The 22,023-nt window shown below is 66.9% G+C and carries 25 protein-coding genes and 1 pseudogene; 12 read left to right on the top strand and 14 right to left on the bottom strand.

Annotated elements, in window-relative coordinates:
* Window positions 1–90 precede the first annotated feature (90 nt).
* The gene (locus HWX07_RS24270; protein ID WP_175877938.1) at window positions 91–702 is read left to right on the top strand and encodes a TetR/AcrR family transcriptional regulator; all 612 of its coding nucleotides are present in this window, start codon (window positions 91–93) and stop codon (window positions 700–702) included.
* A gap of 138 nt (window positions 703–840) precedes the next feature.
* A pseudogene (locus HWX07_RS24265) lies at window positions 841–1,230 on the top strand (oxidoreductase); the annotation flags it as partial.
* Between the two features lie 30 nt (window positions 1,231–1,260).
* Here HWX07_RS24265 and HWX07_RS24260 read toward each other — a convergent pair.
* Entirely contained in the window at window positions 1,261–2,151 is an 891-nt protein-coding gene (locus tag HWX07_RS24260) for an alpha/beta hydrolase (protein ID WP_175877937.1), read from the bottom strand.
* A 106-nt stretch (window positions 2,152–2,257) separates the two neighbouring features.
* Between HWX07_RS24260 and HWX07_RS24255 the strand changes: the two genes are divergently transcribed.
* Window positions 2,258–3,145, top strand: coding sequence for a LysR substrate-binding domain-containing protein (locus HWX07_RS24255; protein ID WP_175877936.1), 888 nt, complete (start codon window positions 2,258–2,260; stop codon window positions 3,143–3,145).
* A 112-nt stretch (window positions 3,146–3,257) separates the two neighbouring features.
* On the opposite strand, the gene HWX07_RS24250 is transcribed toward HWX07_RS24255, so the two are convergent.
* From HWX07_RS24250 to copC, 4 genes are all read right to left on the bottom strand, one after another.
* On the bottom strand, window positions 3,258–4,187 hold the full coding sequence (locus HWX07_RS24250) for a LysR family transcriptional regulator (RefSeq protein ID WP_175877935.1): 930 nt from the start codon (window positions 4,185–4,187) through the stop codon (window positions 3,258–3,260).
* 166 nt (window positions 4,188–4,353) lie between these two features.
* A complete protein-coding gene (locus HWX07_RS24245) occupies window positions 4,354–5,127 on the bottom strand; it encodes an SDR family oxidoreductase (protein WP_006478064.1) in 774 nt (257 codons plus the stop codon).
* Between the two features lie 182 nt (window positions 5,128–5,309).
* The gene (locus tag HWX07_RS24240; RefSeq protein WP_175877934.1) at window positions 5,310–5,810 is read right to left on the bottom strand and encodes a DinB family protein; all 501 of its coding nucleotides are present in this window, start codon (window positions 5,808–5,810) and stop codon (window positions 5,310–5,312) included.
* A gap of 65 nt (window positions 5,811–5,875) precedes the next feature.
* Complete coding sequence (copC, locus tag HWX07_RS24235) at window positions 5,876–6,250, bottom strand: copper homeostasis periplasmic binding protein CopC (RefSeq protein WP_175877933.1); 375 nt, start codon at window positions 6,248–6,250, stop codon at window positions 5,876–5,878.
* A gap of 114 nt (window positions 6,251–6,364) precedes the next feature.
* Here copC and HWX07_RS24230 point away from each other — a divergent pair, with 114 nt between their 5' ends.
* Both HWX07_RS24230 and HWX07_RS24225 read left to right on the top strand, forming a co-directional pair.
* Window positions 6,365–7,081: a 16S rRNA pseudouridine(516) synthase gene (locus HWX07_RS24230; protein ID WP_175877932.1), complete on the top strand. Its 717-nt coding sequence runs from the start codon at window positions 6,365–6,367 to the stop codon at window positions 7,079–7,081.
* Between the two features lie 106 nt (window positions 7,082–7,187).
* Window positions 7,188–7,376, top strand: coding sequence for a hypothetical protein (locus HWX07_RS24225; RefSeq protein WP_089468230.1), 189 nt, complete (start codon window positions 7,188–7,190; stop codon window positions 7,374–7,376).
* Here HWX07_RS24225 and HWX07_RS24220 read toward each other — a convergent pair.
* Entirely contained in the window at window positions 7,359–8,396 is a 1,038-nt protein-coding gene (locus tag HWX07_RS24220) for an NAD-dependent epimerase/dehydratase family protein (RefSeq protein WP_175877931.1), read from the bottom strand. The two genes, HWX07_RS24225 and HWX07_RS24220, sit on opposite strands and share 18 nt — an antisense overlap.
* Window positions 8,397–8,503: 107 nt before the next feature.
* On the opposite strand from HWX07_RS24220, the gene HWX07_RS24215 reads away from it, so the two are divergent.
* The 3 genes from HWX07_RS24215 (at window position 8,504) to HWX07_RS24205 (ending at window position 11,481) form a co-directional block, all read left to right on the top strand.
* Window positions 8,504–9,535 (top strand): CDP-6-deoxy-delta-3,4-glucoseen reductase, encoded by a 1,032-nt coding sequence (locus tag HWX07_RS24215; RefSeq protein ID WP_126362928.1) that lies wholly within the window; start codon window positions 8,504–8,506, stop codon window positions 9,533–9,535.
* Between the two features lie 292 nt (window positions 9,536–9,827).
* Complete coding sequence (locus HWX07_RS24210; protein WP_175877930.1) at window positions 9,828–11,012, top strand: acetylornithine transaminase; 1,185 nt, start codon at window positions 9,828–9,830, stop codon at window positions 11,010–11,012.
* Window positions 11,013–11,025: 13 nt separating this feature from the next.
* Window positions 11,026–11,481: a GNAT family acetyltransferase gene (locus tag HWX07_RS24205; RefSeq protein ID WP_175877929.1), complete on the top strand. Its 456-nt coding sequence runs from the start codon at window positions 11,026–11,028 to the stop codon at window positions 11,479–11,481.
* 24 nt (window positions 11,482–11,505) lie between these two features.
* On the opposite strand, the gene HWX07_RS24200 is transcribed toward HWX07_RS24205, so the two are convergent.
* The 8 genes from HWX07_RS24200 to HWX07_RS24165 form a co-directional block, all read right to left on the bottom strand.
* On the bottom strand, window positions 11,506–12,177 hold the full coding sequence (locus HWX07_RS24200; RefSeq protein WP_175877928.1) for a DUF2278 family protein: 672 nt from the start codon (window positions 12,175–12,177) through the stop codon (window positions 11,506–11,508).
* Between the two features lie 255 nt (window positions 12,178–12,432).
* The gene (locus HWX07_RS24195) at window positions 12,433–13,149 is read right to left on the bottom strand and encodes an ABC transporter ATP-binding protein (protein WP_089468236.1); all 717 of its coding nucleotides are present in this window, start codon (window positions 13,147–13,149) and stop codon (window positions 12,433–12,435) included.
* Entirely contained in the window at window positions 13,149–13,925 is a 777-nt protein-coding gene (locus HWX07_RS24190; RefSeq protein WP_006478053.1) for an ABC transporter ATP-binding protein, read from the bottom strand. Before HWX07_RS24190 ends, HWX07_RS24195 begins: the two co-directional genes overlap by 1 nt.
* A gap of 23 nt (window positions 13,926–13,948) precedes the next feature.
* Window positions 13,949–15,118: an ABC transporter ATP-binding protein gene (locus HWX07_RS24185; RefSeq protein ID WP_124481325.1), complete on the bottom strand. Its 1,170-nt coding sequence runs from the start codon at window positions 15,116–15,118 to the stop codon at window positions 13,949–13,951.
* Between the two features lie 19 nt (window positions 15,119–15,137).
* Window positions 15,138–16,088 carry a branched-chain amino acid ABC transporter permease gene (locus tag HWX07_RS24180; RefSeq protein ID WP_006478051.1) on the bottom strand — a complete coding sequence of 317 codons (951 nt, stop codon included), beginning with the start codon at window positions 16,086–16,088 and terminating at the stop codon, window positions 15,138–15,140.
* A 211-nt stretch (window positions 16,089–16,299) separates the two neighbouring features.
* Window positions 16,300–16,950, bottom strand: a complete 651-nt coding sequence (locus HWX07_RS24175; RefSeq protein ID WP_175877927.1) for an amino acid-binding protein — start codon at window positions 16,948–16,950, stop codon at window positions 16,300–16,302.
* 269 nt (window positions 16,951–17,219) lie between these two features.
* Entirely contained in the window at window positions 17,220–18,200 is a 981-nt protein-coding gene (gene ispH, locus HWX07_RS24170) for a 4-hydroxy-3-methylbut-2-enyl diphosphate reductase (protein ID WP_059603948.1), read from the bottom strand.
* Between the two features lie 2 nt (window positions 18,201–18,202).
* The gene (locus HWX07_RS24165; RefSeq protein WP_175877926.1) at window positions 18,203–18,658 is read right to left on the bottom strand and encodes a peptidylprolyl isomerase; all 456 of its coding nucleotides are present in this window, start codon (window positions 18,656–18,658) and stop codon (window positions 18,203–18,205) included.
* 135 nt (window positions 18,659–18,793) lie between these two features.
* Here HWX07_RS24165 and radC point away from each other — a divergent pair, with 135 nt between their 5' ends.
* From radC to nadB, 4 genes are all read left to right on the top strand, one after another.
* A complete protein-coding gene (gene radC, locus HWX07_RS24160) occupies window positions 18,794–19,567 on the top strand; it encodes a DNA repair protein RadC (protein WP_175877925.1) in 774 nt (257 codons plus the stop codon).
* Window positions 19,568–19,804: 237 nt separating this feature from the next.
* On the top strand, window positions 19,805–20,038 hold the full coding sequence (rpmB, locus tag HWX07_RS24155; RefSeq protein WP_004186391.1) for a 50S ribosomal protein L28: 234 nt from the start codon (window positions 19,805–19,807) through the stop codon (window positions 20,036–20,038).
* Window positions 20,039–20,055: 17 nt separating this feature from the next.
* Window positions 20,056–20,223: a 50S ribosomal protein L33 gene (gene rpmG / locus HWX07_RS24150; RefSeq protein WP_006478046.1), complete on the top strand. Its 168-nt coding sequence runs from the start codon at window positions 20,056–20,058 to the stop codon at window positions 20,221–20,223.
* Between the two features lie 171 nt (window positions 20,224–20,394).
* Entirely contained in the window at window positions 20,395–21,981 is a 1,587-nt protein-coding gene (gene nadB, locus HWX07_RS24145; protein ID WP_011546008.1) for an L-aspartate oxidase, read from the top strand.
* Window positions 21,982–22,023 lie beyond the last annotated feature (42 nt).

Raw genomic sequence — 22,023 nt, 5'->3', positions numbered from 1 at the left:
CCTCCAAGGTGTGCGAGAATAGATTTCAATCCAATGTTGTAATGCATTCTAACTTTGTAATGCGATCCATCTAGTGAGGTAAACCCCCGTATGGAATCGAGAACTCAGCGCCGGGCTGCTGCGACCCGCCTGGCGATCTTGGAAGCCGCCGAGACTTTGCTGACGGAGGGCGGACTAGACGCGGTCACGCCTGAGGCGGTGGCGACCCGAGCGGATGTCGCAGTGCAGACGCTCTATAACCGTGTCGGTGGTCGGTCCGCGTTGCTCATTGCCGTGGCGGAGCGCGCGTTGGAAGAAAACCGCGAGTACATGGACGCGGCCTATGCATCCGATGGCGATGTCGAGACGAAACTGCGTTGCGTGGCGGCTGCTTACGCGCGGTTCGCCAAGGAGCGCCCGCACCAGTTCCGTATCCTTGTCGAACCACCGAATGAGCCGGAGGCGCTCGCGCGCATTGCTGCCCTGATCAGACAGCAAAACACCAAATTGGCCGCATTGATCAGCCGAGGTATCGACGAAGGGTGGGTGGATGCAGACGTCGAGCCGGAACACGCGTCGACGGCCCTGTGGGCAATGATGAATGGCGTTATCAGCCTGATGTGGCGCCCCGATAGCCTTCGACTGGATGTCGATCACATCGACGATCTACTGGGTACCGCGATCTCATTGTTGACCGGCGGTATCAAGAGGCGGGGCGATTGACGCGTTGACCCCGGACAACTCGGCGCCGGCAAAAACTTCAGGCAGTTCTCAACTGGGCTGTCGTCAGGCGGCCTTCCGAGCAAGCGGTGCCTGCACGCCAAGGGCTTTCTTTCGATCAGTTGCGCTTCCTTTCACTTCTACGCCGCCGAACTCTCGCGCTGGGGCATCGAAACGTCGATCGTCGTGCCGGGCGCGTTCACGCGAGGCACGAATCACTTCCTCCATGCGGGCAAGCCCGCCGATACCGCCGTGCAGGCAGCCTACGACGGCGGGCCGTACGCGGGTGTCGCCGAGCAGGCGTTGACGCGCCTCGCCGCGCTCGAACCGGCGGACGCCGACGCCGGCGCCGTCGCCACGGCGATTGCCGAGATCGTCGCGGCGCCGGCCGGCAAGCGCCCCTACCGCGTGTTCGTCGACCCGTCGCAGGACGGCGCCGAGGAAGTGTTCCGCGTCGGCGATCGCATCCGCCGCGAGATGTTCAGGAACATCGGGCTCGCCGATCTGCTCGCGCCGCGTGTCGGCGGCTGATCCTTCGCGCGCCGGACCGGCCGGCGCGCGTCAACCCCGCTCGCAGAACCGGAGAATCGCGTCCGCGACCGCCGCCGCGGATTCGCGCTGCGGGAAGTGCCCGATGCCGTCGAGCACCTGCCGCTCGTAGCGCCCGGCGAAGAACCGCTCGCGCCCGGCCGAGCTGTCCGGATGATTGCAGGTGTCCGCGCCGCCGTGCAGCACGAGCGTCGGTACCGCCAGCACGGGTGCCGGGTTCAGCCGCGCATCGTCGTCGGCATAGGCCGGCGTGCCCGGCGCGAAACCCCAGCGCTGCCGGTACGAATGCAGCACGACGTCGATCCAGTCGGGTCCGTCGAACGCGACGGCCGCCGCGTCGAAATCGCTGTCGCGATACCAGCCCAGCGGCGACCACGTATCCCACATCAGGCGCGCGAACGCGCGGCGGTCGTCGCGCAGCGCCTGCTCGCCGCGCGGCGTCGCGATGAACCAGTGATACCAGTAATTGCGCGCCTGCTGCAGCGACATCGGCTGGGCGGGATCGTTGGTGCCGTACCCGACCGACAGCATCACGAGCTGCGAGGCGACGTCGTCGCGCAGCCCGCACGCGTTCGCGGCCGCGCGGGCACCCCAGTCGTGTCCGACCAGCACGGGCCGCTCGATACCGAGCGCATCGACGAATTCGAGCAAGTCGCGCCCGAGCGCGGCGAGCTGGCCGCTGCGCGGCACGGACGCGTCGCGAAAGCGCGTCGGCGCGAAGCCGCGCAACGCAGGTGCGAGCACGCGGTAGCCGCGTGCGGCCAGCGCCGATGCCACCGTCTCCCAGCCGACCGGGCTGTCCGGCCAGCCGTGCAGCAGCACGGCCACGCGTTCGCCGCCTGGGTTCCATTCGAGATAGGCAACGTCGAGCGACACGGTCGTCGCATGCGCATAGGTCGTCATCGTGTACTCCGTGAGATCAGCGTGAACCTACGATGGTAGGTCGGCCTTTCATCACGATTCACGGAGTATCATGACTCACTCTTCGAATATTGCGTTGAATCGATCCATGCAACCGCCGACCGACCCCGCGTCGACCACGCTCGACATCGCGCTGCTGCGCACCTTTCTCGAAGTCGTCGACCGCCGCGGGTTCGCGCCGGCCGCGGAACGCCTCGCGCTGACGCCGTCCGCGGTGAGCGGGCACATCAAGCGGCTCGAACAGGCGGCCGGCACCGTGCTGCTGGCGCGCACCACCCGCCGTATCGCGCTCACGCCGGCCGGCGACACGCTGTACGCCTACGCGCGCAACATCGTCGACATGGAGCGCGAAGTGCGCGCGCGGCTGCGCGGCGCGCCGGCGCACGGGCCGCTGCGGATCGGCGCGTCGGAGGATTTCGCGGGCACGTGGCTGCCGCAGGTGCTGCGCACCTTCCGCGACCGCCATCCGCGCGCATCGATCGAACTGAAAGTCGGCATCACCGCGTCGCTGCTGCGGGAGCAGACGCTCGGCCGGCTCGACGTCGTGTTCGGCAAGCAATGCCGACAGGTCGACACGCCCGGCGAACTGCTGTGGGAGGAACCGCTCGTCTGGGCCTTCGCGGCCGATACGGCGCTCGACGCCGAGGAAGGCGTGCCGCTCGCGCTGTTTCCGGAACCGTGCGTGTACCGGGAAGCCGCGGTATCTACCCTCGCCGCGGCGCTGCGGCCGTTTCGCGTGCTGTTCGAAAGCGCGAGCATGGCCGGCTGCACGTCGGCCGCGCTCGCCGGCTTCGCGGTCACGGCGCTCGCGCGCAGCCAGTTGCGCGACGGCCTGCGCGCATGCGGGCCGCATGACGGCCTGCCGGCGCTGCCGGCCGCCCGCTTTTACGCATTCGCATCGAAACCCGCGGGCGTGGGCGCCGCGCTGATCGACGCCGTGCGAGCCACGGGGCGCACGCGGCAGTTCGCCGCCTGAGTACGCGCGGCGCGCTCGTCGCACGGGCCGCCTCGCTGGCCGGTGCCAATCGGCCGACGTCACCGGCCGGCAAGCTGCGGGCCGGCCCGCGGATACCGGCACGATGCCGCCGTCAGTCGCCGCTGCCGCTCGCGCCCGCGTCGTCCAACGCATCGGCCATCAATGCCGCGAACCACTCGATGAACGCGTTGAGCCGCCTCGAGCGATGCCGCCGGTGCGGATACACGGCCGAGACGTCCATCGGCTCGGCGCGGTGGCCGGGCATCACGTCGACGAGCGCGCCGCTTGCGAGCAGATGCTCGACGTCGAAGCGCGGAATCTGGATCAGCCCCATTCCGGCGATGCAGCCGGCGATATAGGTTTCGGCGTTGTTGACGATCACGCGGCTCGGCAGCGTCAGCGTGTGCCGCTGCCCGTCCGCGCAGTATTCCCAGCCGAGCTCGCGCCCCGTCGTCGGCGACGCATAGCCGATCGCCCAGTGCCCGTGCGCGAGCGCATCCGGATCCTCGGGCACGCCGCACTCGCGCAGATAATCGGGGCTCGCGCAGTTGATCAGCGTGAACTGTCCGAGCGGCCGCACGACCAGGCTGCTGTCCGTGAGCCGCCCGACGCGGATCGCGCAATCGACGCCCTCCTGCACGAGATCGATCGAACGGTCCGTCGAGCCGAGCGACAGTTGCAGCTTCGGGTAGCGGCGAAACAGCGACGGCAGCGCGGGCGCCACGACGCGGCGCGCGATCCGGCTCGGCACGTCGACGTTCAGCCGCCCGACCACGTCGCGGTCGCGGCGCCGAAACAGGCGGTCGAGTTCGTCGGCCTCCGCGAGCAGGCGCCGGCCGCGTTCGAGCAGCAGCGCGCCGTCGGCCGTCAACTGCACCTGGCGGGTCGTGCGGTGCAACAGACGCGTGCCGAGCGCCGTCTCGAGCTGCTGGACGGCCGCCGACACGGTCGCGCGCGGCACGTCGAGCGCATGCGCGGCCTTGATGAAGCTGCCCATCTCGGCAACCTGCAGGAAGATCCTGACCTGATCCAGCTTGTCCATCGGCGGGAAGCCCGGGTTCGAACGACGGTCGCCGCCGGCCGCCGCGCAGCGCGGCCGGCTTCGGCGGCACAGAGAAAACGGGCGCGTGGCCTCATGGCCGCGCGCCCGTCCATTGTCCACGCAAACGCGCCAGTGCGGTGCGTCGCGCGGCCCGCGAGCGGCCTGCTTACTTGGTCGTATAGCCGCCGTTGATCAGGATCGTCTGGCCGGTGATCCACCAGCCGTCGGTCACCAGATGGCGGATGAACGGCACGACGTCCTCGATGTCGGTCAGCCCCGTCTTGCTGAACGGCGACAGCGCGGCGGCCGTCTTGTGATACGCGACCGCATCGGCGCCTTCGGCCGGATAGAAGAACGGCGTGTCCATCGGGCCCGGCCCGACGGCCGTCACCGAGATCCCGCGTGCGCCGTATTCCTTCGACGCCGCGCGCGTGAAGTGCTCGACCGGCGCCTTCGATCCTTCGTACGCCGCGTAGAACGGCGTGAACGCGCCGAGCAGCGACGTCACGAGCGTGACGAGCTTGCCGTGATCCTCGAGGTGCCGCCCCGCTTCCTTGATGAAGAAGAACGCCGACTTGCTGTTGACCGCGAACATCTCGTCGTACTCGGCCTCGCTGATCTCGGTGAACGGCTTCTTCAGCACCTTGCCGACCGTGTTGATCGCGATGTCGATCTTGCCGAAGCGCTGCTTCGCGTCGTCGAACAACTTCTCGACCGCGGCGGCCGTCGTCAGGTCCGCCTGGAACGTCGCGGCCTCCGCGCCGGCCGCGCGTACCGCGGCGGCCGTCTCCTCGGCCTGCGCCTGCGACGCCGCGCTGTTGTAGTGAATCGCCACCGCCTTCGCGCCGTGGCCCGCCAGGTCCCGGGCGATCAGGCCGCCGAGATTCTTTGCGCCGCCTGCGATCAGGACGACCTTGTCTGCGAGCGTATGAGTTGCCACGGTTGACTCCTTTTTTCGTTGAACGAAGCTAGGAGTGTAGGCATGCGCGACGCGCCGGTCAGCCGGCCGCGGCTGGATGGATTATCCAGAAAAACGATCCAATCGAAGCCGTGCAAGGTGGTCTGCCGCACCGACGGCGGCGGCGGATTCTGCGACCATTCGCGGCGCGGCCGCCGGCCCGCTCAGCGCGCGTACAGCGCCGCGTCGATCTTGCCGAGCAGCCACTGCATGCCGGCGAGATGCTGCTGGTCGTGGCTGCACAGGTAATGGACGAGCCCGCGCACGGTCAGCGAACCGTAGCCGTCGAACTCGCCGGTACGCTCGAACTGTGCGGGCGTGAGGCGCGACAGCCATTCCAGCGTTTCGCGCCGCGCGTCGTGAATCGCCGCGAGCACGTCGGACGCATACGCATCGTCGTAGCGCCGTTCGATCGCGAGCGCGTCGCCGTCGATCGACACGAGCAGCGGGTGGTCTTCGTCGAGCATGCGACGCAGCCGCACGTGATAGCCGTCGATCTCGATGTCGCGCACGTGGCAGAGCTGCCCGAGCGGCGAGAAGTGCTCGCTCGGGATGCCGGCCCAGTCGTCGGGTGTCCAGCGCGCATAGCCATCGGGCACGGCCGCGAAATGCGCTTCGAGCTGACGGGGGAAATCGGCGAGTGCGTCGAGCGTCGTCGGATTCATACGGAGACTCCCTGTCGGATAAAGGCGCGCGGCAACCCTGGCACGGGCCTGCCGCCGCCGTTGCGTCACTTCACGCTGAAGCCGTACGCGCCCTGCGTGCGGTGCCCGTCGGTCGCGACGGCCACCCACTTCACCGTATACGCACCCGCGCCGAGCGCCGCGAGCGGCACCGTCATCCGCTTGCGGTTCGACGCGTCGATGCGCGCGCGGTCGTTCGACACCGTCTTGCCATCACCGTCGACGACGACGATCGAGCTGAATGCCGGCTCCAGCGGCTCGGTGAAGTCGATCGTGACGGCCGCCGGTGCGGCGGCCAGCGCCGCGCCTGCCGCCGGGTCGCTCTTCGCGAGATGCGCATGCGCGAACGCGGTTGACGAAACGGTCGCGGCCACGATGACGGCGGCAGCGTGGCGGCCCAACGGGAATGAATCGAAAGGCATGGACTTTCCGTGAAGAATGAACGGGTGCCGCGCGCCGCGCGGCGTCCCGGCAGCTTACCAGCGCAGGCGCGTTCATGCCGCCCATGCGCCGGTGCTTGATAGAATGCGCGCGCTATGGATCTCGAAAGCATTCTCTACACCCAGGGCTTCGGCTCGCGCCGCCAGTGCCGCGGCCTGATCGAAACGGGCCGCGTCACCGTCGCGGGCGCCGCCGCGACCGACCCGGACGCCCCCTTCGACACCGACGGCCTCGTGTTCTCGGTCGACGATACGGCCTGGCCGTTCCATGCGCGCGCGTATCTCGCGCTCAACAAGCCGGCCGGCTACGAGTGTTCGCGCGATCCCCAGCACCATGCGAGCGTGTTCAGCCTGCTGCCCGCGCCGCTCGTCGCGCGCGGCGTGCAGTGCGTCGGCCGGCTCGACCAGGACACGACCGGCCTGCTGCTGTTGTCCGACGACGGCCAGTTCGTGCACGCGTACACGTCGCCGAAGCGCAAGGTGCCGAAGACCTACGTCGCGACCGTGCGCCACCCGCTCGACGACGCGCAACTGCACGCGCTGCGCACCGGCGTGCAACTGCATGGCGAACCGAAGCCGATCGCGGCCGTCGCCGCCGACGCCCGCGATACGCATGCACTCGCGCTGACCGTGCTCGAAGGCAAGTACCACCAGGTCAAGCGGATGGTCGCCGCGGCGAGCAACCGCGTGGAATTGCTGCACCGCGAAAGCATCGGCGGCTTCGCGCTGCCGGCCGACCTCGCGCCCGGCGCATGGCGATGGCTCGACGCAGCCGACCTTGCCGCGCTGCGCAATTCCGTCAAAACCCTGTAAGGGAAAATCCGCACGACCGTTCGGTGCCTGGCCGCGTCTCGACCGCAAGTTCCCCCGCTATACTGAAATCACAAGCTGCAAGAGCAGCGATGCAGGGGGAGGCATCATGAACATCAACCATTCTTTCGAACTGTCGTCGGTGATGATCGCGTTCGCGGTCATCGGTGTCGTCGTGATCGGCGGCCTGCTGGCCACGATGCATCTGAAGCACAAATATCATCCGAACCTGATCGGCGCGCTGATCGGTGCGCTGCTGTGCTTCCTGCTGATCGAGGCGTTACCGGCGCTCACCTGACGCGCTGCCCGGCGCCAGCGTTTGAAGGAAATCATCTACGGTCGGATAGCGCAACGTCACGCACAATTCGGCCTTGAGCCGTGTGTTGGACAGGCGCCGCGACTCGCGCATGAACGACAGCAGTGTCGGCTCGAGCAGGCGCTCGGCGTCCGCGCGGCTCACGCGGGGCGGCTTCGGCAGACCCAGCACCTGCGCGACCCGGTCGAAATACTCTCCCATCCGCAGTTCGGTGTCGTCCGACGCGTGCACGACGCGCGCCGGCTTGCCGCGCTCGGCCGCACGGCGCAGGATCGCCGCGAGATCGTCCGCATGGATGTGGTTCGTGTAGACGTCGTCGGCCGGCTCGAGCGCCGGCGTGCCGCGCTCGAGCCGCGCGACCGGCAGGCGGTTCGCCGCGTAGATGCCGGGGATGCGCACGATGCGCGCGGACAGCACGCCGCGCACCGTCGCCGCACGCAGTTGCCGCTCGGCCGACACGCGCCGGAACGCGCGCGGATTCGCGGGGCGCAGCGGGTGCGTTTCGTCGATGCGCGCGCCGCCGCAGTCGCCGTAGACGCCCGTCGTACTGGCGTAGACGAGCCTCGGCGCGCGAAGGCCGTCGGGTACAATACGCGCTGCCCGAACGGGCGCGCCGGCCTGTCGCGCTGCGGCGCGCAGCGTTCGGAGCCGGCCGACCGCCGATGCCGGCGGTGCCGCCGGGCGACGCGCGGGCATGGACGTTGCGGCGATCAGCGCACGCGTACGCCGGTCGTCACGGCCGTCGGATGGCGGCGGCGCGAGATGCAGGATCGTGCGGGCGAGGCCCGCGAGGCGAACGAGCGTCGCCGGGCGATCGAGGTCGCCGACGATCGGCGTCGCGCCCGCGGCGCGCAGTTCATCGCGGCGGGCCGGATGGCTCGTCAGCGCGAGGATGCGCAGATTGCGGCGCGCGTCACGCCATTGCGCGACGCAGCGCATGCCGACGTCGCCGCAGCCGACGATCAGTACGCGCGGCCGGCGCAGGATTCGTGTCGCGATCATGTTGGTTGCGAAATCAGTAGCCGCCGTTGCGCGACGCGCAACGGTTTTGCATTGTAGCTGCCGTGCGCGACATGCACGGTCCCCCCATTTTGTTCTAGTTTGGTTCTATGGCATTCAACGTCACTCTCAAGCAAAGCGGCCGGCAATTCCAGGTCGAGTCGGACGAAACCGTGCTGGCGGCCGCGCTGCGCCAGAACGTCCATCTGCCGTACGGCTGCAAGAACGGCGCGTGCGGCTCCTGCAAGGGCCAGATCGTGTCGGGCCAGATCGAACAGGGCCCGCACGCCGCGTCGGCGCTGTCCAACGACGAACGCACGCGCGGCCTCGCGCTGCTGTGCTGCTCGAAGGCGCAATGCGACCTCGAGATCGACGTGCGCGAGATCGCCGGCGTCGACGGCGTGCAGGTCAAGAAGCTGCCGTGCCGGATCGCCGCGCTCGAACGCAAGGCCGACGACGTGATGGTCGTGAAGCTGCAGTTGCCCGCCAACGAACGCCTGCAGTACCTCGCGGGCCAGTACGTCGAATTCATCCTGAAGGACGGCTCGCGCCGCAGCTACTCGATGGCGAACGCGCCGCACGAGGAAGGTCCGATCGAGCTGCACATCCGCCACATGCCGGGCGGCAAGTTCACCGACCACGTGTTCGGTGCGATGAAGGAGCGCGACATCCTGCGCTTCGAAGGCCCGCTCGGCACGTTCTTCCTGCGCGAGGATTCCGACAAGCCGATCGTGCTGCTCGCGTCGGGCACCGGCTTCGCGCCGATCAAGGCGATCATCGAGCACGTGAAGCACTCGGGCATCACCCGCCCGATGACGCTCTACTGGGGCGCGCGCCGCAAGAAGGACATCTACCTCGCCGAACTCGCCGAGCAATGGGCGCGCGAGATCCCGAACTTCACGTACGTGCCGGTGCTCTCCGAGCCGGACGACGCCGACCAGTGGACGGGCCGCACCGGCTTCGTCCATCGCGCGGTGATCGAGGACCTGCCCGATCTGTCCGGCCATCAGGTGTACGCGTGCGGCGCGCCGGTGATGGTCGAATCCGCGCAGCGCGACTTCACGCAGCACCACGCGCTGCCGGCCGACGAGTTCTACGCGGACTCGTTCACGAGCGCCGCCGACCTCGCGCATCCGGTCTGAGCACCGGGCTCGCCGCGCCCCCGCTGCGCGCCGCCGTGTCACATCCGTGGCATCGCGGCGGTTTACAGTGGGGCGCGGGATGCCTTATGCTTGCGCACATGAACCGCTTCCTGTCCGCTCTCCGACGTCGCCGCTCGCCGCTCCGCCCGGATGCCGCCGGCTCGTCACGGACTCGCGCGTAACCCTCCTCCGCTTCACCGGTTACGCACAAGCTGTTCGACCCACCAGCCACGGCCTTCCGTGGCTTTTTTATTGCCCGTTTCCCTTTCAACGCCCGCTGGAGTCTGCTGCCATGCCCCTGAACGATTATCCGATCGACTCGCTGATGTACATCACGAACCGCCCCGACATCGTGTTTACGCACGGCAAGGGTTCGTGGCTCTACGATCACACGGGCAAGCGCTATCTGGACTTCATCCAGGGCTGGGCCGTCAACAGCCTGGGCCACTGCAACGACGGTATCGTCGAGGCGCTGAAGACGCAGGCCGAGAAGCTGCTGAACCCGTCGCCTGCGTTCTACAACGAGCCGATGGCGAAGCTCGCGGGCCTGCTCACGCAGCACAGCGTGTTCGACAAGGTGTTCTTCACGAACAGCGGCGCCGAGGCGAACGAAGGCGCGATCAAGCTCGCGCGCAAGTGGGGCCGCAAGTTCAAGAATGGCGCGTACGAGATCATCACGTTCGACCACAGCTTCCACGGCCGCACGCTCGCGACGATGTCAGCCAGCGGCAAGCCGGGCTGGGACACGATCTACGCGCCGCAGGTGCCGGGCTTCCCCAAGGCCGAACTGAACAACATCGAGTCGGTCGAGAAGCTGATCACCGACAAGACCGTCGCGGTGATGCTCGAACCGATCCAGGGCGAAGGCGGCGTGATCCCGGCGACGCGCGAATTCATGCAGGCGCTGCGCGCGCTGACGAAGCAGCACGACCTGCTGCTGATCGTCGACGAAGTGCAGAGCGGTTGCGGCCGCGCGGGCACGCTGTTCGCCTACGAGCTGTCCGGCATCGAGCCCGACGTCATGACGCTCGCGAAGGGCATCGGCGGCGGCGCACCGCTCGGCGCGCTGCTGTCGAAGGCCGATGTCGCGGTGTTCGAGGCCGGCGACCAGGGCGGCACGTACAACGGCAACCCGCTGATGACGGCGGTCGGCTATTCGGTCATCTCGCAGCTCGTCGCGCCCGGCTTCCTCGAAGGTGTGCGTGCGCGCAGCGAGTATCTGAAGCGCAAGCTGCTCGAGCTGTCGGAGGAACGCGGCTTCGAGGGCGAACGCGGCGAAGGCCTGCTGCGCGCGCTGCTGCTCGGCAAGGACATCGGCCCGCAGATCGTCGAAAAGGCGCGCGACATGCAGCCTGACGGCCTGCTGCTGAACGCCGCACGGCCGAACCTGCTGCGCTTCATGCCCGCCCTGAACGTGACGACCGAGGAAATCGACCAGATGATGGCGATGCTGCGGTCGATCCTCGACACGCTGTAAGGAGACCGCCGCGATGGATGCCGCCGCCGATGCTGTCGCTATCCGCCCGTTCGACCGCACCGACACCGATGCCGTGCTCGCGGTATGGCGCGACGCGTTCCCGCAGTACGACGAGGCCGGTGCGCCGCCGCACCGCGATCCGCTGCGATCGATCGAGCTGAAGCTCGCGACGCAGCCGGAACTGTTCTTCGTCGCGATCAGCGGCGCGCGCGTCGTCGGCACGCTGATGGCCGGGTTCGACGGACATCGCGGCTGGCTCTACTCGTTTGGCGTCGCCAACGACGCGCGCCGGCTCGGCATCGGCCGCGCGTTGATCGCGCATGCGGAACGCGCGCTCGCCGCGCTCGGCTGCCCGAAGATCAACCTGCAGGTGCTGCCCGGCAACGACGACGCATGCCGCTTCTATGCGGCGCTCGGCTATCGCGTCGAGGAACGCATCTCGTTCGGCAAGACGCTGTCGGCCGCGTAACACGGCCGCTCGTAGCGGTTCGGCTCAGCGCGTGATCGGCCCCGCGCCCGGCAGCGGATTGCCGAGCGCGTCGGTCGGCACGGCCTGCTGCTCGAACGCCGCGAAATACGCGGCCCATTGCGTGTCGCTCACGCGCACGAGCAGCGCGCCGTCCTGCCAGACGTCGTTGTGGTCGTTGTGGTCGTCACCCGCGCGATGCAGGTAGTCCGGGCCCGTTGAGCCCTGATTCATGTGCGTGTCGTGGATGCCGTTGCCTTGCGCATAGGTGCGGCCGAACACGACGACGTCGAGGCCCTGCGACTGCGCGGCGTTCACGAGCCGCAGCAGCGACGGGATCGGCTCCGGATGCTCGGTGCCGTCCATCACCGCGCTCGCACGCCACGCGCCCGTCTCGTTCAGGATGTCGCTGCGCAGATAGTCGAGCGCGGGCAGCGCGGCCCGCCCCGTCAGATCGGTATAGCCTTCCGCCGCGGCGGCGAGCGTCGCCGTGACCGGATGGTGGAAATCGTAGACGAGCTTGTAGTTCAGCAGGTCGTCCGCGTCGCTGGTGCCGACGTTGATCGCGACATCCCAGTCGCCTGCCGGCAGCGCCAGCGTCAGGTGAACGTGATACTGGATCTCGCGGCCGTGCGGCGAGCCCTTCAGCCTCGCCACCGACGTCACCTTCGCCTTCACGAAACCGTAGTCCAGACTCATGCGTGTTCTCCGTGTCCCGATGGGTCATCGATGCTACGCGGCCCGTGTGTCGGTTTGCAGGCAGCGGACGGCCGATGGCGGGCCGGCTCCGGCCCGCCAGCCGCATGCGTAGCGCAACAATCGAATGGAGTCGTCTTTGCGCGCACAGTTCGACGCAAGCCGCCCAAGACGAAAAAAAGCCGTCACGGTTTCCCGTGACGGCTTTTCGGACAGCCCGGGCGCGACTTGCGCAACCGGACCCGTTCGTTCGATCGCTTACTCGCCCAGATACGCGGCGCGCACCTTCGGATCGTCGAGCATCTGCTTCGCGTCGCCTTCCATCGTGACCGTGCCCGAATCCATCACGTAGCCGCGGTCGGCCGCCTGCAGCGCGAGGCGTGCGTTCTGCTCGACCAGCAGCACCGTGATGCCTTCCTTCGAGATCTCGCGCACCACTTCGAAGATCTTCTCCACCATGATCGGCGACAGCCCCATCGACGGCTCGTCGAGCAGCAGCAGCTTCGGCTTGGAGAGGATCGCGCGCGACATCGCCAGCATCTGCTGCTCGCCGCCCGACAGCGTGCCCGCGAGCTGCGTCGCCCGTTCCTTCAGGCGCGGGAAGAAGCCGAACATCCGGTCGACGTCCTTCTTGATCTGCTCCTTGTCGTTGCGCAGGTACGCGCCCATCTGCATGTTCTCGATGATCGACATGCGTGCGAAGATCCCGCGGCCTTCCGGCACCATCGCGAGGCCGCGCTTGAGCAGTTCGTGCGACGGCACGCCCTTGATCGACTTGCCTTCGTACTCGATGTCGCCGGCCGAATACGGCTTCAGCCCGGTGATCGCCTTCATCGTCGTGGTCTTGCCGGCGCCGTTCGCGCCGATCAGCGTCACGAGCTCGCCCTGACGGACTTCCATGTCAACGCCCTTGACGGCCTGGATGCCGCCGTAGTTGACCTGCAAGCCCTTGATTTTCAACATTGCCGCTGCCATCAGTGCACCCCTGCGCCGAGATATGCCTCAATCACCTTCGGATTCTTCTGCACGTCCTGCGGCAGACCTTCGGCGATCACCTTGCCGTAATCGAGCACCGTCATCCGGTTGCACAGCCCCATCACGAGCTTCACGTCGTGCTCGATCAGGAGAATCGTGCGGCCGTCCGAGCGGATCTTGTCGAGCAGGCGCGTGAGTTCGACCTTCTCGGTCGCGTTCATCCCGGCTGCCGGCTCGTCGAGCGCGAGCAGCTTCGGGTCGGTCGCGAGGGCCCGGGCGATTTCCAGCCGACGCTGGTGGCCGTACGACAGGTTGCGCGACGTGTAGTCGGCGTACTGCAGCACGCCGACGTATTCGAGCAGCTCGATCGCGCGTTCCTTGATCTCGCGCTCTTCCTGGCGTTCGGCCGGCGTCTGGAACACCGCGCCGAGCAGCCCGTGCTTGGTGCGTACGTGGCGGCCCACCATCACGTTCTCGAGCGCCGTCATCCCGCCGAACAGGCGGATGTTCTGGAACGTGCGCGCGATGCCGGCCTTGGCCACCTGGTGCACGGCCGTCGGCGTGTAGTTCGTGCCGTCCAGCTTGAAGTCGCCGGAGTCGGGCGTATAGAGGCCCGTGATCACGTTGAAGAACGTCGTCTTGCCGGCGCCGTTCGGGCCGATCAGACCGTAGATCTCGCCTTCGCGGATCTGCAGGCCGACGTCGGACAGCGCCTGCAGCCCGCCGAAGCGCTTGTTCACGCCCGAGACGGACAGTCGGATTTGCTTGTCGCTCATGTGTGTATCCCCTTGTCCGTAGGTTAAGCGCGCACCGGCTTCTTGCTGTTGCGCTTCGCCAGTTTCGCGATCTTGTCCTCATGCTTCGGCGCGGGCCACAGGCCTTCCGAGCGGTACAGCATGATGATCACCATCGCGAGGCCGTACAGCGCCTGACGGATCACTTCGGTATCGACGATGTCATGACCGAACAGCGCGTGCTGCAGCGGGCTCATCGTCGAGCGCAGGAATTCCGGGAAGATCGCGAGCAGCACCGCGCCCAGGATCACGCCCGGGATGTGGCCCATGCCGCCGAGCACCACGCAGGCGAGCACGACGATCGATTCCCAGAACGTGAACGACTCGGGCGACACGAAGCCCTGGAACGCGCCGAACATCGAGCCCGACAGGCCGCCGAACGACGCGCCCATCGCGAACGCGAGCAGCTTCACGTTACGGGTGTTGATGCCCATCGCCTTCGCGGCGATCTCGTCTTCGCGGATCGCGGCCCACGCGCGGCCGATACGCGAGTGCTGCAGACGCGTACACACCCAGATCACCAGCAGCGAGCAGAGCACGAACAGGTAGTAGTACATGTACACCGACGGCAGCTGGAAGCCGAACAGCGTATGCGTCTGCGACAGGTTGAAGCCGCCGACGTGCACCGGATCGATGCCCGTGATCCCCTTCGGGCCGTTGGTGATGTTCACCGGACGGTCGAGGTTGTTCATGAAGATCCGGACGATTTCACCGAAGCCGAGCGTGACGATCGCCAGGTAGTCGCCGCGCAGGCGCAGCGTCGGCGCGCCGAGCAGGATCCCGAAGGTCGCCGCCAGCGCCATCGCGATCGGCACGATCAGCAGGAACGGCACGTGCAGCCCGTTCGGCGCGAGCGCCGCGATCCACTCGAACTGCGAGGTCAGGTGCGGCGAGCTCAGGAGCGCCGCCGTGTAGGCACCCACCGCGTAGAACGCGATGTAGCCGAGGTCCAGCAGGCCGGCGAAGCCGACCACCACGTTCAGGCCCAGCGCGAGCATCACGTACAGCATCGCGAAGTCGAGCACGCGGACCCAGTAGTTGCCGCCGGCCGAGCCGATGATGATCGGCGCGGCGATCACGAACACGGCGGTCAGGATGCCGATGACGACGGTCTTGGCGGTATTGCGCTCTTCGACCAGCGACGTCGACGATTCGATCGGTTGAATGGATGTCATGTTGTTTGCTCCCCTTCCGTTACGCGCGATCCGCGACCCGTTCGCCCAGCAGGCCCGAGGGGCGGAACACCAGCACGATGATCAGCACGACGAAGGCGAACACGTCCTGGTAGTTACTGCCGAATACGCCGCCCGTGAGGTTGCCGATGTAGCCGGCCCCGAGCTGCTCGATCAGGCCGAGCAGCACGCCGCCGACCATCGCGCCGCCGAGGTTGCCGATCCCGCCGAGCACCGCGGCCGTGAACGCCTTCATGCCGGGGATGAAGCCCATGTAGAAGTGCACGTTGCCGTATTCGGACGCGATCATCACGCCGGCCAGCGCGGCGAGCGCGGAGCCGATCATGAACGTCGCGGAGATCACGAAGTTCGGGTTCACGCCCATCAGGCTCGCCGTATTCGGGCTTTCGGCGATCGCGCGCATCGCGCGGCCGAGCTTGGTCTTGTGCACGAGCAGCAGCAGGCCGCCCATCACGATGAACGCGACCGCGATGATCACGATTTCAGTCACCGAGATCACGGCGCCGGGGGTCGTGTCGGTGGCCTTGATCACGTTGATCGGATCGGTCGGCAGCAACTGCGGGAACGGCAGCGGGTTGCGCGACCAGATGATCATCGCAGCGGTCTGCAGCAGGATCGACACGCCGATCGCGGTGATCAGCGGGGCGAGACGCGGCGCGCGGCGCAGCGGCCGGTATGCGACGCGTTCGATGGTGAAGCCGACGAACGCACAGACGACCGCGGCGATGCCCAGGCCGATCGTCAGCGTCGCGACGTTGCCGAGTCCGGGAAAGTGGTTCTGCAGCACGGTGATGGCAGACAGCGCGACCATCGCGCCGATCATCAGCACGTCGCCGTGCGCGAAGTTGATGATGCCGAGAATGCCGTACACCATCGTGTATCCCAACGCGATGATGGCGTACACACTGCCGAGCACCAGCCCGTTGAGAACCTGCTGGACGAAAATATCCATTTAAAGCTCCTTGGCCCGTGCTGCCGGAGGACGTTGCGCCCCGCGGGTAAGCGAGGAATCGCGCCTTCTCGGCGACACTGCGGGTACTAGTCGATACCGGTAAGGGTGGATCGTTCCGGCGCGCGCCGCCCGGCCTGTACGGCCGGACCTGCCGCCGAAGCGGATACAAAAACGGCACCGCACTGTTCCGGTGCCGTCATGAGTCCCGTCGCTAAATCGTCACGACATCGAGGACGGTGTTCGTGGCCTCCTTGAAGTCGTGGGGCAGCATGCCGAGACGGCCGTCGTCCGGTTTCCCGGCATCCGTGCCTTGGCCCGTCCAGTGCCATGCAAGCATCGCGCCAGGACGGATCGGATTCCGCGTCGCGTCGCCGGCCAGGGCGTTGCGACCGCCGCGCCCGACTTTCGTCAGGACTGCATCGGAATCCATCGTACGAACCAGACTGCGCGTCGCGACACGGGCGGTCGCGGCGGCGCGCTGTTTCGTCGAATCGAATTGAAGGGGGGACAGTGGCCTCGGCACGTCGTCGGCAATACCGTGATCGTCCGGCATCCGTCGATCGGCGGCTGGCCGCGACGCAGCCATGCCCGCTGCCGGCCCGGTCGTGGGGCCGGGCACGTGGATTTCCTCGATCGTCAAACTCGTCAAACGTGCCCCGTTTTCCTTGTCCCTGCCCCGTTGCGCGATACGGCGCGCCGATGGCGCCGCACGTCCGGCTCCGGCGACGCGCACGCCGCCGGCCGATGGTGCCGCGCCCCCCGCGGCCTCCCTGCCCGCCTCGTCGTCGCTCTTTTTGCTGCAGCCGGCAAGCATTGCAACCGGTGCGGCGACGGACAGGGCGTAAGCCAACTTCACATGCATTGAATGGTCTCCCGCGCCTTGCCAAATCCCGATTTCAAAGCCATTCCGGCTTGAAAACGGGCGCATTGTAACTCCATTTATAGGACGCCAATATTCCTGATTCGATGGGGTTTTCCTGCATTGCAACCAATTTTGAGACACGATTGGACGCAGCCGGAGCAACCGGGTTGCACCACGACCGGGAATAATGGTTGCGATTTGGATTTCGAGGCACAAAAAAAGCGCGCCCGGGGGCGCGCTTGGGTGTTCCGCGGAGTGCGATGCGGCAATCAGGCGGCGGGCGGCAGGTTCAACCCGCGCGGCAGCGGAAACGACACGTTTTCCTCGATGCCTTCGAGTGCGCGGACGTTGCGCACGCCGAGTTCGCGCAGCCGCGCGATCACGGCCTGGGCCAGCACCTCCGGCGCCGACGCGCCGGCCGTCACGCCGATGCGGCGCTTGCCGGCGACCCATGCCGGATCGATCTGGTCCGGTGCATCGACCATGTACGCGGCCACGCCGCGCTTTTCGGCCACTTCGCGCAGCCGGCTCGAGTTCGAGCTGTTCGGACTACCGACCACGATCACGACGTCGCATTGCGGCGCCATGAACTTCACCGCGTCCTGGCGGTTCTGCGTCGCGTAGCAGATGTCCTGCTTCTTCGGCTCGCGGATCTTCGGATACTTCGCCTTCAGCGCGCCGATGATCTCGGCCGCGTCGTCGACGGACAGCGTCGTCTGCGTGACGAGCGCGATGCGTTCGGGATCGGCGAGTTCGAGCTTCTGCACGTCCTCGACGCTTTCGACGAGGTGCATGCCGCGCTCGACCTGGCCCATCGTGCCCTCGACTTCGGGATGGCCCTTGTGCCCGATCATGACGATGTCGACACCGTCCTGGCGCATCTTCGCCACTTCGACGTGCACCTTCGTGACGAGCGGGCAGGTTGCGTCGTAAATGCGCAGCCCGCGCACGTCGGCCTCGTCGCGCACGGCCTTCGACACGCCGTGCGCACTGAAGATCACGGTATTGCCGGCCGGCACTTCCTCGAGCTCCTCGACGAAGATCGCGCCCTTCTTCTTCAGATCCTCGACCACGTACTTGTTGTGGACGATTTCGTGACGCACGTAGATCGGCGCACCATGCATCGCGATGGCGCGCTCGACGATCTCGATCGCGCGGTCGACGCCCGCGCAGAAACCGCGCGGCTGGGCCAGCAGGATTTCGGCGTCGGCGGCGACGGTCTGCCCGGACAGCGTATCGGTGGTACTCATGATTACAGGATTCCGATGATTTTCACTTCGAACGTGAGCGCCTGGCCCGCGAGCGGATGATTGAAGTCGAACAGCGCGGAAGTCTCGCTGACTTCCTTCAGCACCCCCGCGTAGCGACCGCCATCCGGTGCATTGAACTCGATGAGTTCGCCCGGCGTGAAATCGTCGCCGACCATCCCGTTCTCGCGCAGCGTCGACAGCGTCACGCGCTGGAGCATGTCCGGATTGCGGGGGCCGAACCCCTGATCGGGAGCTAGCTGAAAAGTCGAATGGTCGCCGACCCTGAGCCCGAGCAGAATCTGTTCCAGCGACGGCGCCAGTTGCCCCGCGCCCAGCAACAGCGTGGCCGGCTTGTCCGAGAAGGTGTTGACGATGTCGGCGCCGTTGGCCAGTGCCAGCCGGTAATGCAACGTGACGTGGGAACCGGGCTTCACTTCGGATAGATCGATGAGGCTCATGAATTACTCGTTCAGTCGGCGCCCGCTACGGCCGAATGGCCCGGCGCAAAGCCAATATTGTAAGTCACCTGAGCGTGCAAGGCGGAAAGTGCGACGACGTTGCGCACGCCGCCCGCCGCCAATGGAGTTCCGACCATGCTGTCTCCCTGCCCCATCCTGCCGTCGGCCGAATGCCGCGACACCGCTGATAGCCCGGCCGATCCGCCCGGCCGCGTCATCCCGATCAACCGGCTCAGGCGCCGTCCGGGCGACTGGCGGCCCGAGCGGCCGCGCGAACGGCTGCTGGAACGCGGGCCGGCCGCGCTGACCGACGACGAGCTGATCGCGCTGCTGCTCGGCACCGGCAAGCCCGGCCACGATGTATTCGTCACCGCCCGCGCACTGGTCGATCAGTTCGGCACGTTGCACGGGCTGCTCGAAGCGACCGCCGACGATTTCGAGGCGCACCCCGGCATCGGCCCCGCACGCTCCGCGCGGCTCGTCGCGGTCACCGAGATCGCGCGGCGCATGCTGGTGGAGAAGGTGGAAGAACGGATGCAGATCGACTCGCCCGGCGCCGTCGAGGATTGTTTGCGACTGAAGATCGGCACGCGCCAGTACGAAGTGTTCATCGCGGTCTATCTGGACGCGCGCAACCGCCTGATCGACATGGAGGAAATCGCGCGCGGCTCGCTCACGCGCATGGCGGTCTATCCGCGCGAGATCGTGCGCCGCGCGATGAAACATAACGCCGCGGCGCTGATCGTCGCGCACAACCATCCGTCGGGCGCGGTGCAGCCGAGCGCGGAAGACCGCCGCCTGACCCGCGTGCTGAAGGACGCGCTCGAACTCGTCGACGTGCGGCTGCTCGATCATGTCGTCGTCGGCGTCAGCGATACTTTCTCGTTCGCGCGGGCCGGTTGGCTGTAGACTGTGGCGCGGCGGCCCATCCCAGGGCGCCGCAACGACGAAGCGAAATTAGGTTTGATTTTTCTGAACTTTTTCTGCTAGAATCGTCGTCTGTCTTTTTTCCAACCAGTTCTAGCCATCGAAGGGCCTTGTCTGTAAGGGCTACGGCGTTCTGAGTGCAGCCATGGATCACGTGGCGGTGCGATGGAACCTTCACCGGCGATCGAACCCCGAATTTAGCGTATTAGGAGTGCTCTCATGGCACGCGTATGCCAAGTAACTGGGAAAGCGCCGATGAGCGGCAACAACGTTTCCCACGCCAACAACAAGACGAAGCGCCGCTTCCTCCCGAACCTGCAAAACCGCCGGTTTTGGGTTGAGAGCGAAAACCGCTGGGTGCGCCTGCGCGTCTCGAACGCCGGCCTGCGCCTGATCGACAAGAACGGCATCGATTCCGTGCTCGCTGACCTGCGCGCACGCGGCGAAGCCTAAGCCCAAGGAGCACAATCATGGCAAAAGGCGCCCGCGACAAGATCAAGCTTGAGTCGACCGCTGGTACGGGTCACTTCTACACGACCACGAAGAACAAGCGCAACATGCCGGAAAAGATGGCGATCAAGAAGTTCGATCCCGTCGTCCGCAAGCATGTGGAATACAAAGAAACCAAGATCAAGTAATCTCCGGTTTCTGCCAGCCTGACGGCGACCGAAAAGCCCCGCACATGCGGGGCTTTTTGTTTTGCGCGTGTTTTGCGCGCACGCTCGAGCCCGACGCGGTATGCTCTCCCCTTTCCGCGGCTGCGGCCGCCGGAACGCACAAGATCAAAAGCGTAACGATGGAGATGCAGCATGAAATTCGACGTGGCGATCGTCGGCAGCGGCCTGGCAGGGCTGTCGGTCGCACTCAACCTGGCCAGCACGCGACGTGTCGCACTGATCGCGAAACGTTCGATGATGGAGGGGGCGAGCGATAACGCGCAAGGCGGCATCGCGGCGGTCCTCGACTCGGCGGACAGCATCGAGAACCACGTCGACGACACGCTGGTCGCCGGTGGCGGCCTGTGCGACGAAGGCGCGACGCGCTACATCGTCGAGCACGGCCGCGAAGCAATCGAATGGCTGATCTCGCAAGGCGTACCGTTCACGAAGGACGACGCGGCTGAACTCGGCTTTCACCTGACGCGCGAAGGCGGCCACAGCCACCGGCGGATCATCCATGCGGCCGATGCGACCGGCCATGCGGTGCTCGCGACGCTGTCGGAGCGGGCGCGCCAGCATCCGAACATCACGTTCTTCGAAAACCACCACGCGATCGACCTGATCACGTCCGACCGGCTCGGCCTGCCCGGCCGCCGCTGTCACGGCCTGTATGCGCTCGACGTCGACAACGACCGCACGATCACGATCGAGGCGCCGCACACCGTGCTTGCCACCGGCGGCGCCGGCAAGGTCTACCTGTACACGACGAACCCCGACACCGCGACCGGCGACGGCATCGCGATGGCATGGCGGGCGGGATGCCGCGTGTCGAACATGGAATTCATCCAGTTCCACCCGACCTGCCTGTTCCACCCCTATGCGAAGTCGTTCCTGATTTCGGAGGCCGTGCGCGGCGAAGGCGGCCTGCTGAAGCTGCCCGACGGCACCCGCTTCATGCCCTCGCACGATCCGCGCGCCGAGCTCGCGCCGCGCGACATCGTCGCACGCGCCATCGACTTCGAGATCAAGAAGCGCGGGATCGACTGCGTGTATCTCGACATCAGCCATCAGCCGGAAGCGTTCCTGCGCGAACATTTCCCGATGATTCATGCGCGCTGCCTCGAATTCGGCATCGACATCGCGAAACAGCCAATTCCCGTCGTGCCGGCCGCGCACTATACGTGCGGCGGCGTCGTCACCGATCTCGCGGGGCGCACCGATCTCGCCGGCTTGTATGCGGTCGGCGAAACGTCGTACACGGGGCTGCACGGCGCGAACCGGCTCGCGAGCAATTCGCTGCTCGAATGTCTCGTGATCGGTCGCGCGGCAGCCGAGGCCATCGAGGCGGCCGGCTTCGACGCCGACACACCGGCCACGCTGCCCGCGTGGGACGAAAGCCGTGTGTCGGACGCGGACGAGGAAGTCGTCGTCGCACACAACTGGGACGAACTGCGCCGCCTGATGTGGAACTACGTCGGCATCGTGCGCACCGACAAGCGCCTCGAACGCGCGAAACATCGCCTGTCGCTGCTGCGCGACGAGATCCACGAGTACTACGCGAACTTCCGCGTGACGCGCGACCTGCTCGAACTGCGCAACCTCGTCGACGTGGCCACGCTGATCGTCAAGAGTGCGCACTCCCGCCGCGAAAGCCGCGGGCTGCACTACAGCCGCGACTGGCCGCATACGCTGCCGAAGGCATTGCCGAGCGTGCTCACGCCGCGCGTGCGCCGCTGAGCGGCGCGCCGCCCTTCCCGGCCGCGGCCGCAGCACAAGAAA

The organism is Burkholderia sp. BCC0097, from assembly GCF_902832985.1.
GTDB lineage: Bacteria > Pseudomonadota > Gammaproteobacteria > Burkholderiales > Burkholderiaceae > Burkholderia > Burkholderia orbicola.
This window is presented reverse-complemented; position numbering and strand designations above follow the sequence as displayed.

Excerpts from the sequence above, each read along its gene's own strand:
- HWX07_RS24270 (WP_175877938.1), top strand. The coding sequence starts at position 91 with ATGGAATCGAGAACTCAGCGCCGGGCTGCTGCGACCCGCCTGGCGATC.
- HWX07_RS24260 (WP_175877937.1), bottom strand. The coding sequence starts at position 2,151 with ATGACGACCTATGCGCATGCGACGACCGTGTCGCTCGACGTTGCCTAT.
- HWX07_RS24255 (WP_175877936.1), top strand. The coding sequence starts at position 2,258 with ATGCAACCGCCGACCGACCCCGCGTCGACCACGCTCGACATCGCGCTG.
- HWX07_RS24250 (WP_175877935.1), bottom strand. The coding sequence starts at position 4,187 with ATGGACAAGCTGGATCAGGTCAGGATCTTCCTGCAGGTTGCCGAGATG.
- HWX07_RS24240 (WP_175877934.1), bottom strand. The coding sequence starts at position 5,810 with ATGAATCCGACGACGCTCGACGCACTCGCCGATTTCCCCCGTCAGCTC.
- copC (WP_175877933.1), bottom strand. The coding sequence starts at position 6,250 with ATGCCTTTCGATTCATTCCCGTTGGGCCGCCACGCTGCCGCCGTCATC.
- HWX07_RS24230 (WP_175877932.1), top strand. The coding sequence starts at position 6,365 with ATGGATCTCGAAAGCATTCTCTACACCCAGGGCTTCGGCTCGCGCCGC.
- HWX07_RS24225 (WP_089468230.1), top strand. The coding sequence starts at position 7,188 with ATGAACATCAACCATTCTTTCGAACTGTCGTCGGTGATGATCGCGTTC.
- HWX07_RS24220 (WP_175877931.1), bottom strand. The coding sequence starts at position 8,396 with ATGATCGCGACACGAATCCTGCGCCGGCCGCGCGTACTGATCGTCGGC.
- HWX07_RS24215 (WP_126362928.1), top strand. The coding sequence starts at position 8,504 with ATGGCATTCAACGTCACTCTCAAGCAAAGCGGCCGGCAATTCCAGGTC.
- HWX07_RS24210 (WP_175877930.1), top strand. The coding sequence starts at position 9,828 with ATGCCCCTGAACGATTATCCGATCGACTCGCTGATGTACATCACGAAC.
- HWX07_RS24205 (WP_175877929.1), top strand. The coding sequence starts at position 11,026 with ATGGATGCCGCCGCCGATGCTGTCGCTATCCGCCCGTTCGACCGCACC.
- HWX07_RS24200 (WP_175877928.1), bottom strand. The coding sequence starts at position 12,177 with ATGAGTCTGGACTACGGTTTCGTGAAGGCGAAGGTGACGTCGGTGGCG.
- HWX07_RS24195 (WP_089468236.1), bottom strand. The coding sequence starts at position 13,149 with ATGGCAGCGGCAATGTTGAAAATCAAGGGCTTGCAGGTCAACTACGGC.
- HWX07_RS24190 (WP_006478053.1), bottom strand. The coding sequence starts at position 13,925 with ATGAGCGACAAGCAAATCCGACTGTCCGTCTCGGGCGTGAACAAGCGC.
- HWX07_RS24185 (WP_124481325.1), bottom strand. The coding sequence starts at position 15,118 with ATGACATCCATTCAACCGATCGAATCGTCGACGTCGCTGGTCGAAGAG.
- HWX07_RS24180 (WP_006478051.1), bottom strand. The coding sequence starts at position 16,088 with ATGGATATTTTCGTCCAGCAGGTTCTCAACGGGCTGGTGCTCGGCAGT.
- HWX07_RS24175 (WP_175877927.1), bottom strand. The coding sequence starts at position 16,950 with ATGCATGTGAAGTTGGCTTACGCCCTGTCCGTCGCCGCACCGGTTGCA.
- ispH (WP_059603948.1), bottom strand. The coding sequence starts at position 18,200 with ATGAGTACCACCGATACGCTGTCCGGGCAGACCGTCGCCGCCGACGCC.
- HWX07_RS24165 (WP_175877926.1), bottom strand. The coding sequence starts at position 18,658 with ATGAGCCTCATCGATCTATCCGAAGTGAAGCCCGGTTCCCACGTCACG.
- radC (WP_175877925.1), top strand. The coding sequence starts at position 18,794 with ATGCTGTCTCCCTGCCCCATCCTGCCGTCGGCCGAATGCCGCGACACC.
- rpmB (WP_004186391.1), top strand. The coding sequence starts at position 19,805 with ATGGCACGCGTATGCCAAGTAACTGGGAAAGCGCCGATGAGCGGCAAC.
- rpmG (WP_006478046.1), top strand. The coding sequence starts at position 20,056 with ATGGCAAAAGGCGCCCGCGACAAGATCAAGCTTGAGTCGACCGCTGGT.
- nadB (WP_011546008.1), top strand. The coding sequence starts at position 20,395 with ATGAAATTCGACGTGGCGATCGTCGGCAGCGGCCTGGCAGGGCTGTCG.